Here is an 11,441-nt window from a genome sequence, read left to right on the forward strand (position 1 = left end):
GCCAGAAAAGCGCGCGCTCGAATGAAATCGCACTGACCGTGCGGGCTTACTGCAGCGTGAACGTCGCCTCCTTCACGTCTTCGGAGTCCAGGCCGATCATGAGTTTGAAGTCGCCCGCCTCGGCAGCGTACTGCAGCGACGGATTGAAAAACTTCAGGTCGTCCTCGGTCAGGGTGAACGTCACGGCTTTCTCCTCACCCGGCTTGAGCATGATTTTCTGGAAGTTCTTCAGCTCTTTGACCGGGCGGCTCAACGACGCGGCGATGTCCCGCAGGTACAGCTGAACGGTGGTCTCACCCGCAACCTTGCCGATGTTCTTGACCTGGACCGTCGCGGTCAGCTTGTCTTTGCGGGTCATCTTGTTGATGGACAGGACGATGTCCGAAACGCTGAATTGCGTGTAGCTCAGGCCATAACCGAAGGGGAACAGCGGGCTGGTCGGCTCTTCGAAGTAATTCGACGTGTAATTGGAGTCGTGCACACGATAGGGCCGGCCAGTGTTCAGGTGGTTGTAATACGCAGGGACCTGACCGACCGAGCGAGGGAAGGTCATTGGCAGCTTGCCCGAGGGGTTGTAATCACCGAACAGCACGTCGGCCAGTGCATTGCCGCCTTCGGTGCCCAGGAACCAGCTTTCCACCAGCGCGTCGGCCTGTTCGTTTTCTTCGACCAGCGCCAGCGGGCGCCCATTCATCAAGACGATGACCAGCGGCTTGCCGGTGGCCTTCAGCGCTTTGAGGAGGTCACGCTGACGGCCCGGAATCTCGAGGTCCACACGGCTGGCCGCCTCATGGGACATGTTGCGCGACTCGCCCACCACTGCGACGACCACGTCCGATTGCTGCGCGACCTTGACGGCTTCGTCGATCATTTCCTGTTCGGGGCGTGGATCGATCGGGATCTGATCGTCCATCTTGTCGAGGTAGGTGATCGCTTCCTGGTTGTCAGTGACGTTGGAGCCTTTGGCGTAGAGGATCTTCGCTTTGTCTCCGACTGCATTGGCAAGGCCGTCATAGGCGCTGACCGTCTGGCGGGCAAGGCCGGCCGCCGACCAACTGCCCATCATGTCCAACGAGCTTTTCGCCAGCGGGCCGATGACGGCGATGGTGCCCTGCTTTTTCAAAGGCAGGGTGTGATTCTCGTTCTTCAGCAGCACCACGCTGCGGCGCGCCACGTCGCGGGCCTCCGCGCGGTGCAGGCGATTCTCGGCGTTGCGGTCTGCGGGGTCATCGACCGCCGCGCCGATGCGCAGATAGGGGTTGGCGAACAGGCCCATTTCCCACTTGGCACCGAGTACTTCTCTTACGGCGTTGTCGACTTCCTTGACCGACACCTCGCCACTTTTCACCAGCGCGGGCAGCTCCTCGCCGTAGGCCTTGTCGTTCATGCTCAAGTCGACGCCAGCCTTGATCGCCAGCTTCGCGGCTTCACGGAAATCCTTGGCGACGCCATGGTCGATCAGTTCCTTGATCGCCCCGTGGTCGCTGACCGTCACACCCTTGAAGCCCCAATCCTTGCGCAGCACGTCTTGCAACAGCCAGGTATTGGAGGTGGAAGGAACGCCATTGATCGAGTTCAGCGCCACCATGACGCCGCCTGCGCCGGCATCGATGGCGGCGCGGTAAGGGGGCAGGTAATCCTGTTGCATGCGCACCGGGCTCATGTCGACCGTGTTGTAGTCACGGCCGCCTTCAACGGCGCCATACAGTGCGAAATGCTTGACCGCGGCCATGATGCTGTTCGGGGCCTGGGTGCTGGTGCCCTGGAAGGCGCGGGTCATGGTCGCCGACAAGCGCGAGACCAGGTAGGTGTCTTCACCGAAGCCTTCGGAACTGCGGCCCCAGCGCGCATCACGGGTGATGTCGACCATGGGCGCGAAGGTCATGTCCACGCCATCGGCGGCCGCTTCGATGGCCGAGACGCGCCCGGTGCGGGTCACGGCATCCATGTCCCAGGTCGACGCAAGGCCCAGGCTTATCGGGAAAATGGTGCGTTGGCCGTGCACCACGTCATAGGCGAAGAACATCGGAATCTTCATGCGGCTGTTGGCGACAGCGGCATCTTGCATGGCGCGGTTGTCGGGCAACACGACGGAGTTGAACGTGCCGCCGATCTTGCCGGCCGCGATCTCTTTGACAATTTCCGACTTGGGCATTTCCGGGCCGATGCTGATCAGACGCAATTGACCGATTTTTTCTTCAAGGGTCATTTGCTTCATCAAATTGGAAATGAAGGCGTTCTTGGCTTGCAGCGTGGAGAGGTTACTGGCGGGTTTGACGGCCGTTTCAGCCCAGACGGACTGGCTGGCCAGGCCGATGACGAGACTCAGTAAACACAGCTTATTCATGTAGGCGATTCTCAAGGCGTCGGTCGGCAACTCACGCGAAATACCGTGCGGCCTTTGTTTTTGGTAAGAAACCTTTGGTTTTTGTTGTCGTCAGGACGTGCTAATCGCTGAACTCCCGGCGCGTTAGAGCATCAGTAACGCAGCGAGTTTTATCCGGCAACGGAGCGGCATGACAAAGCCTGACGACGTGATGGGCCAGGATTATGCCGAGGATCGCCCGATTTGGCTAAAGTCATGTCTGGCGAAGTGAACAAACAAGGACTTCAAGGGGCACGCAGGCCATGCAAATAGAGCGTTACGGGCACATTCGGGGTAGTCGTTACAATTTGTCACTAGCGCTGCTGATGCTGCTGAGCACGTTATTGGCCGGTTGCGGCATCAACAACATTCCCACCTACGACGAGCAGGTCAAGGCCGCTTGGGCTCAAGTGCAGAACCAATACCAGCGCCGCGCCGACCTGATTCCCAATCTGGTTGAAACCGTGAAGGGCTATGCGCGTCAGGAACAGGAAACCCTCACGGCGGTGATCGAGGCGCGCGCCAAGGCGACGTCGATTCAGGTAGATGCCAATACCCTCAACGATGCAGCCAAGCTCAAGCAGTTCCAGGATGCGCAAGGCCAACTGACCGGTGCCTTGAGCCGCTTGATGGTGGTGTCCGAGCGCTACCCCGATCTGAAATCCAATCAGAACTTCCTCGCGCTGCAGTCTCAACTCGAAGGGACGGAGAATCGGATTGCCGTGGCGCGCCGCGATTTCATCGCCGCAGTCGAGAAGTACAACACCGAGATTCGCACCTTCCCCGGTCGTCTCTGGCATTCGGTGATGTACCGCGATTTGCCGATCCGACCCAATTTCGAAGCCACCGCAGCGGGGGCCGACAAAGCCCCTGAAGTGAAATTCTGATGCGTGTCGCCCGCCATGGGTTCGCAATCGCATGGCTTGCGATGCTGCTGGGCATCTTTGCTCGACAGGCGCTCGCCGAGCCGACCTTCCCGCCCCTGACCGGGCGAGTCGTCGACATGGCCGGGATGCTCGACAACGCGAGCAAGGAACGGCTGTCGCAGATGCTGCGGGCACACGAGGAACTGACCACTGAGCAAGTCGTGGTGGTCACGGTGCCGAACCTGCAAGGTAGCGCGATCGAAGATTACGGCTACCAATTGGGTCGGCACTGGGGCATTGGTCAGAAGGGCAAGGACAACGGTGCGCTGCTGATCGTGGCCAAGGAAGAACGCAAGGTGCGCATCGAAGTGGGCTATGGGTTGGAGGATCGTCTGACGGACGCGCAATCCTCGGTCATCATCAACCAGATCATCACCCCGGCGTTCAAACAGGGCGACTTTGCCGGCGGCATCAACCGTGGGGCCGAAGCCATCGTGCAGGTTCTGGGCGGCGATCCGCTGGCCGAACCTGCGGTCGGTGCAACGGGCGGCGACGAGGTCACGGATGGGCGGATGACGCTGCTGCTGTTCGTGCTGTTCATCATCGCCTGCTACATCAGCGCACGCTACGGTGGCATCGGCCTGATCGGCTCGGGCGGTTCCAGAGGCGGGGGCTTTGGTGGTGGGGGTTCAGGCTCCGGCGGCGGCATGCGCGGGGGCGGTGGCAGCTTTGGTGGAGGCGGTGCCTCCGGGGGTTGGTAATCGATGGTACAGCGAGCGTGCAACGCATGACGTTACTCACGGAACACGAACGCCAGCAGGTTGCCAGCGCCATTGAAGCGGTGGAGCGCGCCACGGACGCGGAGCTGGTCACTGTCCTGGCGGCCAACGCCGATGACTACGCGTATGTGCCGCTGATTTGGGCCGGGCTGGCGGCGCTGTTCATTCCCGGGCTCATCAATTTCTATCCGGGCTGGCTCAGCGCCAACCAATTGCTGCTGGCGCAGATCGCCACCTTCATCGTCGTGGCGGTGGTGTGCCGTCTGCCAGCGGTCGTCACGCGGCTGGTGCCCCGCTCCGTGCGGCATTGGCGTGCGGGCAACATGGCGCGTCGGCAATTTCTAGAACAGAACCTGCATGCCACGGCGAACGGCACGGGTATGCTGATTTTCGTCAGCGAGGCCGAGCGCTATGTGGAAATCATCGTCGACGACGGGATCGCCCGACGCGTGGACGATGAGGTCTGGCGAACCCTGGTGGATGTGTTCACCCAGCAAGTGGCCCGGGGCCAGACCTTGGAGGGCTTTCTGGGCTGCATTCGCGCCTGTGGCGAGGTACTGGCCGATCAGGTGCCGGTGACGCAGCCACGCAATGAGTTGCCCAACCGTTTGGTGGTGCTGGAATAATACCCAGCCCCACATCCCTCATAAATATGCCCACCCCAGCGTCGTACCCGCCTAAAATACCGCTCTCGTATCTTTCGCTTCCCGAGGCTGTATCCGATGTCCGTCACTGCTTCCCACCCCACGCCAGCGCAGGATCACCGCGCGGATTTTCTCGGCTTGCTCGATACCTGCCTGATTCAAGGCTCGTTGATCAAGCTGGTGCTGGCCCGCTACGTGGGCGATGAGGTGGATCTACAGCGGATCATCATCAAACCGACCACGATCAAGCAGCAGCCTTGTCTCTCTTTCGTGTACCGCTACAAAACCCGCGACATCACCAAGAACCATCCGGTGGCCGACGCGCAAGCGCTTATCGCAGGCTTGCTGCCCGACGCATTCAGAAACGCCCACCTGCTGTCATTGACGGACGAAGTCCAGCTGGAATTCGGCAAAAAGGGCAAGAGCTCGCTGCACCGGACAACTTCACAACAGCAGCGCGAAGCGCCATCGGCCGGGCATGATCGTGAGAAAAAACGCTACCTGGAGTTGAGTCGCCCGTTCCTGACCGATCTGGGCGTGACCAACAGGCAGCATGAGCTGATACCGGCCATGTCGCGCAAATGGAAGCAGATCAACAAATTCATCGAAGTGTTTTCCCACGCGCTGAACCAGTCGCCGATCAAACTGGACAAGCCGGTGAGCGTGGCTGATTTCGGCTCGGGCAAAGGCTACCTGACCTTCGCCATCCATGATTACTTGCGCAACACCCTACAGGCCGAAGGCAACGTCACGGGCGTCGAGTTGCGCGAAGACATGGTGACGCTGTGCAACGACGCGGCGGGTCGGCTGGAACACCCTGGCCTGGTCTTCAAATGCGGGGACGTGCGTTCGGTCGCACCGAGCGAACTGGATGTGATGATTGCGCTGCATGCCTGTGACATTGCCACGGACTATGCCATTCACACCGGCATTCGCTCCGGGGCGTCGATCATTATGTGTTCGCCGTGCTGCCACAAACAGGTCCGCCTGCAGATCCTGAGCCCGACGCTGCTCAAGCCCATGCTGCAATACGGCCTGCACATGGGGCAGCAGGCGGAGATGGTCACTGACGCACTGCGCGCACTGCTGCTGGAGGCTTGCAGTTACGAGACCAAGGTGTTCGAGTTCATTTCGCTGGAACACACCAACAAGAACAAGATGATCCTGGCGGTCAAACGCCCCGCCGCACAGGATCCGACCGAGCTATTGGCCAGGATTCAGGAATTGAAGACGTTCTACAACATCAGTGAGCAGTGCCTGGAGACATTGCTCCAGGCGGACGGCTTGCTTGGCTAGACGCGGGTAGCCACCCTGGGCTTCGGCGCGATGACGGCAGTCTTGCGCCCGATGGCCAGGGTCACCACGACGCCAGCGGCGAAGATCCAAGTGATCGGGTCGATGTGTTCACCGAAAAACAGAGCCGAAAATGCCATCGTGAAGAACAACTGGATCAGTTGGATCTGGCTGACGCGGGCAATGCCGCCCATGGCCAGGCCGGCGTACCAGGCAAAGAAACCGATAAATTGCGAAAACAGCGAGACGTAGCCGAACGCCCACCAGGCGCCGGCGGATATCGGCCCCTGATGGTGAGCGGCCAGGTAGCCGACCGGGAGGATCAATACTGGCGCCGAAATCACCAGGGCCCAGCAGATGACTTGCCAGCCACCCATCTGCTTCGCCAGCCGCCCGCCTTCCGCATAACCCAGGCCGCCAATCGCCACGGCGCCGACCATCAGCAAATCACCGGCTTGCAGGTTACCTGCGCCGCTGATGAGCGCATACCCGAGCACCAGAACGCTGCCCATTGCGGCACAGGCCCAGAAAGCGCGGGACGGACGTTCATGAGACAGCCAGGCGGCATAGATCGCTACCAGCAAGGGTTGTAAACCGTTGACCAGTGCGCCGTGTGAGGCGGGAAGGGTTTTCATGGCCCAGGCCGATAGCACAGGGAAGCCGATGATGACCCCGGAGGCCACCACCATCAGGCCTTTGAATTGCGCAAATGTCGGCAGATGCTCCCTGCGCCACAGCAGCAATGCGCCTGCTGGAATCGCAGCGACCAAGGCGCGGCCCAGCCCATTAAGCAGCGGATGAATTTCCTGAACGACGATACGGGTCATCGGCAACGTCAGGCTGAAGATCACTACCCCGATCAGCCCGAGCAGCATGCCGGTGTTTTCGCGAGAAGACATGTCGAATCGTGCCTTGTTGTTATAAATGAGAAGGACGCCCATTCAGCCACAAACGGTGCGGTTCGCCCCTTAACAGCTACCTACAGAATCAGCCGTACACTTTGCCAGGGGAGCGCTTCAGCCGTTTCATGCGCTGCGAGCAAGTGAAGGCGAATGTTGGTGCAAAACTTGAATGCCATCTTCCTGCAACAGTTTGACGGTCAAATTGTCGCCATTCAGTTCAGTCAGGAGAGCCATCGTGTCGGGCATCGGTAAGTGGGCGTTGCAAGGTGTTGTAGTGTTCGTGTTCGCATGGCTGGCGACCGTAGCGGCCCAATGGTCAGCGAGCGTCGTCAAAACGACGAGCAGTGATCGGCTGGCCGCCTTGAGCAGCGTGCGGCTCTCCAGCGAAACGGTGGCGACTGTCGCGAGTAAAAACGTATCACGCGATGCCGTCGTGGTGACGGCCTTGTCGCAGGGGGACGAGTAACCCCGTAGAGGGTGGTCAGTCGGCTGACTATGACTGACTTCCCTTCGCCTCCACTCCGTCTCCAGCCCGCGTCACCGGCACCGACAGCCTGGGGTTGCCGAGCGGGTGTGTCAGTGCATTGAAGAATTGCAGTTCAATGTGTTGCCCTTCAAATAACGCGTGATAGTGCCTTTTCTGGTGCTGCACGAACGCGTCGTTGCGGGGCAGTATGGAGATTGCGAGCGTTTGCGGGCGGGCTTGCAGGACCGCATCGAGAATGTGCCGGTCCTGCCTGCCCAGCGCGTGGCCGAAGATGCACAACGCACCTTGGTGCCGGGCCAGTTGGGCGTGGCAATAGGCGAGGTAGTCCGAGCCGCGGATGATCTTCATCTTGTCGTCGCTGCGCCCTTCGCAGACGAACAGGGGCACATCTTCCAGTGCATTCACGGCGAAACTGCCCAGCAATGTGCTCTCCGAAGAAAGCAACTTGCGCGTGGTGCCATCGAAATGTTTGACCAGATGCATGCCGCCGTGCAGGTAAAGCACGCGGGTGGCATGGCTGTCGGTGCGATGCAGGTTGAACGTGGCATCGTCGTCGAACAAATCGTCGAACGGATGGGCACCGTGCATCACCGCCCAATAGGCCAGCAGGTCGTAGTTGGTGGAATACACCGTCTCATACTGACTCAGCGCCTGGCTGATGTGGGCGATGGTCGAAGGCTCCATCAGGCGCCACGGAATGTGGGCCGAGCGGATGCCGTGGATCAGGGCTTCCTTGATGGCGAAGTAGCGATTGCGCGGCGACGAAGAGCTGATGGTCAGCGCCGCATTGACCCGCATCGCGATCTTCAGCCCGCTGAGCACCGGTTCGAAATTCTCGGTGTCCATCGACTTGAACAACGCCAGTTCAGTCGGGCTGAGCGGCTTGTTGCGGGTGGTCTGGGCCAATTCGAACAGGGAATCGTAGGCGAAATGTTTCCACACTGCCCGACTTGCGCCATTCCCGAGCAACAGCCCCGTGCAGGGATGGGTGTTCTGTAGCTGAGCCCAATCGGACAGTTCGGCATCAAAATCGGTGAAATCCATCGTCTCGCTTCGCTTTCGGGTGAACAGGCCTGACGTAAGCCAGAACGGACTGGACTTATAGGAACACAGATGCGGCTTGTCAATCGGGCTGTCGGCGGTCGGACGCGGGAAAATCCTTCGAACTGCCGTGTGCTCCGCATTTCTAATCCATGAACCCACCAGCATCCGGCTCGCCCGGAGGTGAACATGAAGACTGATCCCGTCAATACCCCCGCAGCCCAAAGCCCAGGCCCCAATCCGAATCCGATGGAGCGCTCACGCCACAGCGAGGCCGAGCGACAGGCGGACACGTTCGAGCGAGTGGAGGGCCTCGACGAAAACGATCGTGAGACGCCGCCCCCGCAGACCTGGAAGCACCCGGATGACGGCAAAAGCCTGTCCGAGAAAGACGAGGAAATACCTCTCAAACCTTGAGAGCCGTTGGTCAAGCCAATGCTCAATCCGCCTTGAGCGGGTGTAAGGTCTTTTGGGTAAGCACCTATCACACTCTCCGAAGCGAGAGGGAGGTCCCAATGCACAGCGCAATGCTCAGCAAAACGCATTTCAACGGTTATGACGTCATCAACGTCAACAACGGCCCCTGGCGGGTCTGCACGCACCATGACCGACTTGGGTCGTTCGACACGCGGGAGGAAGCCATGGCATTTGCGGCGTCACTGCCTGCGTACAAAGAGCGAACGGCGATGGAGGGCAAGGTCGAAGGGAAGAGCGAGGGCAGTACACAAACGGTCAAGGACCGAACCAGGCATTGACGCATTCGGGCCTGGCATCACATCGCGTGGGGTCAGGCCCTGACTTCACTTTTTCAGCGAAGGGCCCGGCAATGCTGGGGGAGGTGGAGCGGGTAGAGGGAATCGAACCCTCAACTAAAGCTTGGGAAGCTTTCGTTTTACCACTAAACTATACCCGCTTTTTTTCGCGCCTTGCTCGGGAGAGCGGGTGGCCTGAGGGCCGTGACGCGTTCAGCGGGTGACTTTGTACCAGATGCCGCCTGTGAAATGAAGTGTTATCTACCTGCTTGGATCATTAAGCTTCCGATACCAAGGTAGGGATTCATTCGCCAAGGCACGTGTGCCATTGCGGGCGAATGAATCCCTGCCGATGAGACGTTGCGGTCAGATTGCTAATGCATGGTGCGTCTGGGCCTGTCGATAGCGGTCTCCGCGGGGTTCTGCAGGTGCGGCCAGGAAGCCGAGCAGGGCGCTCTGGGACTCTGCGCACGCGGCTTTGTGTTCCATGTCCAGGAAATGGCCAGCTTCTTTGATGGTAGTGAAGTGGCAATCGCGCACGTGGTTCTGAAACAGCCTCGCATCCTGCGCCGAGGTGTATTCGTCCCATTCCCCATTCATGAACATGACCGGCACGTTGATACGTTTCGCCGCCGTCAATTGTTTCTGGGTTGTGGCTTCCAGCACATGGTTGATGTGATGGTGCATCTGCGCGTACTCGTGAAGGTCCAGCGAGCTGACGTGCCTGTAGTTGAAGCGCTTGAACAGCGAGGGCAGGTGCTTGCCAATGGTGCTGTTGATCAATGCGCCCACTTCGAAGCGGTCGAACGCGCCCAAATACTGCTGGCCTCGAGTGAGGTAGTCGCGCATCGGTTCGTTGATCACCGGTGAAAACGAGCTGATCACCGCCTTTTCGATGCGCTTGGGCCGATGGGCCAGGGCGACCAGGGCCGGCGCGCCACCCCATGAGAACGACATGATGTGTTCGGCGTTGAAATGGTCGATCAGCTCTAACAGGATCTGCCCTTCGGTTTCCTTGGTGAGCGGGGCGTGGTTGAGGTTGTGGGGCTTGGATTTGCCCGCGTACGGCTGGTCATACAGCACCACGTTGAACTGCGGGTGAAGGTTGCGGACGGTTTGGGCGAATGATGCGGTCGTGGCCAGTGAGCCGTTGACCATGATGATGGTCTTTTCGGCGGCATCTGCGCGATAGAACTCCGTGTGAACCCGAAACTGGCCCTGTATATCAAGCACAGCGATTTCTGGCCTCATATCCATGTCTCCTGACGTTAAACAGGTGTGCGCGCAACTAGGTTGCACGAGTTTCGTGACAGGTAGGCAATGCCTGAAGGGAGCCCCGTGTCGGTCCTTTACGGACTGGCCGACAGGTTTTGTTGTTGGCGGGCGGTTTGTCGGCAGACGTTGCCTGCAAGGCGTACGGCCGACAAAAGGTTTCTTGGAATGCGCTCGTGACTCGTCGGTCACATGTGGACCGACGATTGGATTCAAGCAGTGGCACCCTCATCCCGCAAGTGCCGTTGGGAAATTATGAAATCTACCCGCCGAGCGGTCGAAAGACGTCAGATGTGCTGAATCTCTTCAGCGGTAAGCGCCCGGTACTCGCCGGGCTTCAACATCGGATCGAGTGTCAGAGGGCCCATGCGCTCGCGGTGCAGGCTAACCACTTTGTTGTTGAAGTAGCCGAACATGCGTTTGACCTGGTGATAGCGGCCTTCCACGATGGTCAGCCGTGCGTGATGACTGCCGAGGATGACCAACTGGGCAGGGCGGGTGGTGAGGTCTTCGTAGGCGAAGTAAAAGCCCGCCGCGAACTGTTCGATGTAATGCTGGCCAATGGGCTGTTCGGTCTCGACTTCGTACACTTTCGGCAACAGCGTCACCGGCTGAGTCAGGCGGCGTGACCATTGGCCGTCGTTGGTGATCAGCATCAGGCCTGTGGTGTTGAAGTCGAGCCGCCCGGCAATATGCAGTTCCTGCTTATCCGGTTCTTGCAGCAGATCCAGGACCGTCGGGTGGTGAGGGTCGGTGGTGGCGCTGACGCAGCCCGGTGGCTTGTGCAGCATGAAATAACGGGCAGATTTGCCCGCTTGCAACACCTCGCCATCGACTGCCACGCGGCTGAATTCGCGCACTTCATGCAGCGGCTCGCGGACGGTGGTCCCGTCGACCGTGACCCGGCCTGCGAGCAGTGCCAAGCGCACGTCTTTGCGGCTGAAACGGGGCAGATTGCTGAGAAAACGGTCGAGGCGCATGGCAGTCAGGTGCAGAAAAGCCGCATGGTACGCCGACGCACCGATCCTTGGAGAGCGAAT

12 protein-coding genes and 1 tRNA gene are annotated in these 11,441 nt (G+C 59.7%); 7 read left to right on the plus strand and 6 right to left on the minus strand.

Annotated elements, in window-relative coordinates; translation table 11 throughout:
• Nucleotides 1–46: 46 nt before the first annotated feature.
• Nucleotides 47–2,347, minus strand: a complete 2,301-nt coding sequence (bglX, locus tag N5D61_RS19485) for a beta-glucosidase BglX (RefSeq protein ID WP_279893888.1) — start codon at nucleotides 2,345–2,347, stop codon at nucleotides 47–49.
• 281 nt (nucleotides 2,348–2,628) lie between these two features.
• Between bglX and N5D61_RS19490 the strand changes: the two genes are divergently transcribed.
• The 4 genes from N5D61_RS19490 (at nucleotide 2,629) to N5D61_RS19505 (ending at nucleotide 5,950) form a co-directional block, all read left to right on the plus strand.
• A complete protein-coding gene (locus N5D61_RS19490; protein WP_108237032.1) occupies nucleotides 2,629–3,252 on the plus strand; it encodes a LemA family protein in 624 nt (207 codons plus the stop codon).
• On the plus strand, nucleotides 3,252–3,992 hold the full coding sequence (locus N5D61_RS19495) for a TPM domain-containing protein (RefSeq protein ID WP_279893889.1): 741 nt from the start codon (nucleotides 3,252–3,254) through the stop codon (nucleotides 3,990–3,992). Before N5D61_RS19490 ends, N5D61_RS19495 begins: the two co-directional genes overlap by 1 nt.
• A gap of 26 nt (nucleotides 3,993–4,018) precedes the next feature.
• Nucleotides 4,019–4,636: a hypothetical protein gene (locus tag N5D61_RS19500; protein WP_279893890.1), complete on the plus strand. Its 618-nt coding sequence runs from the start codon at nucleotides 4,019–4,021 to the stop codon at nucleotides 4,634–4,636.
• A gap of 96 nt (nucleotides 4,637–4,732) precedes the next feature.
• Complete coding sequence (locus N5D61_RS19505) at nucleotides 4,733–5,950, plus strand: SAM-dependent methyltransferase (protein WP_279893891.1); 1,218 nt, start codon at nucleotides 4,733–4,735, stop codon at nucleotides 5,948–5,950.
• On the opposite strand, the gene N5D61_RS19510 is transcribed toward N5D61_RS19505, so the two are convergent.
• Nucleotides 5,947–6,846, minus strand: coding sequence for a DMT family transporter (locus tag N5D61_RS19510; protein WP_279893892.1), 900 nt, complete (start codon nucleotides 6,844–6,846; stop codon nucleotides 5,947–5,949). The two genes, N5D61_RS19505 and N5D61_RS19510, sit on opposite strands and share 4 nt — an antisense overlap.
• 238 nt (nucleotides 6,847–7,084) lie before the next feature.
• Between N5D61_RS19510 and N5D61_RS19515 the strand changes: the two genes are divergently transcribed.
• Nucleotides 7,085–7,315: a hypothetical protein gene (locus N5D61_RS19515; protein WP_279893893.1), complete on the plus strand. Its 231-nt coding sequence runs from the start codon at nucleotides 7,085–7,087 to the stop codon at nucleotides 7,313–7,315.
• A gap of 27 nt (nucleotides 7,316–7,342) precedes the next feature.
• On the opposite strand, the gene N5D61_RS19520 is transcribed toward N5D61_RS19515, so the two are convergent.
• Complete coding sequence (locus tag N5D61_RS19520) at nucleotides 7,343–8,380, minus strand: DUF4917 family protein (protein ID WP_108239305.1); 1,038 nt, start codon at nucleotides 8,378–8,380, stop codon at nucleotides 7,343–7,345.
• Nucleotides 8,381–8,566: 186 nt separating this feature from the next.
• Here N5D61_RS19520 and N5D61_RS19525 point away from each other — a divergent pair, with 186 nt between their 5' ends.
• Both N5D61_RS19525 and N5D61_RS19530 read left to right on the plus strand, forming a co-directional pair.
• A complete protein-coding gene (locus N5D61_RS19525) occupies nucleotides 8,567–8,794 on the plus strand; it encodes a hypothetical protein (RefSeq protein WP_279893966.1) in 228 nt (75 codons plus the stop codon).
• A gap of 98 nt (nucleotides 8,795–8,892) precedes the next feature.
• Nucleotides 8,893–9,132 (plus strand): DUF2188 domain-containing protein, encoded by a 240-nt coding sequence (locus tag N5D61_RS19530; protein ID WP_279893894.1) that lies wholly within the window; start codon nucleotides 8,893–8,895, stop codon nucleotides 9,130–9,132.
• An 84-nt stretch (nucleotides 9,133–9,216) separates the two neighbouring features.
• On the opposite strand, the gene N5D61_RS19535 is transcribed toward N5D61_RS19530, so the two are convergent.
• From N5D61_RS19535 to N5D61_RS19545, 3 genes are all read right to left on the minus strand, one after another.
• Nucleotides 9,217–9,290 (minus strand) — tRNA-Gly (locus tag N5D61_RS19535).
• Nucleotides 9,291–9,495: 205 nt separating this feature from the next.
• A complete protein-coding gene (locus tag N5D61_RS19540; RefSeq protein WP_279893895.1) occupies nucleotides 9,496–10,380 on the minus strand; it encodes an alpha/beta hydrolase in 885 nt (294 codons plus the stop codon).
• Nucleotides 10,381–10,688: 308 nt separating this feature from the next.
• Nucleotides 10,689–11,381 carry a pseudouridine synthase gene (locus N5D61_RS19545; RefSeq protein ID WP_279893964.1) on the minus strand — a complete coding sequence of 231 codons (693 nt, stop codon included), beginning with the start codon at nucleotides 11,379–11,381 and terminating at the stop codon, nucleotides 10,689–10,691.
• Between the last annotated feature and the right edge of the window lie 60 nt (nucleotides 11,382–11,441).

Source organism: Pseudomonas sp. GD03842, from assembly GCF_029841165.1.
GTDB lineage: Bacteria > Pseudomonadota > Gammaproteobacteria > Pseudomonadales > Pseudomonadaceae > Aquipseudomonas.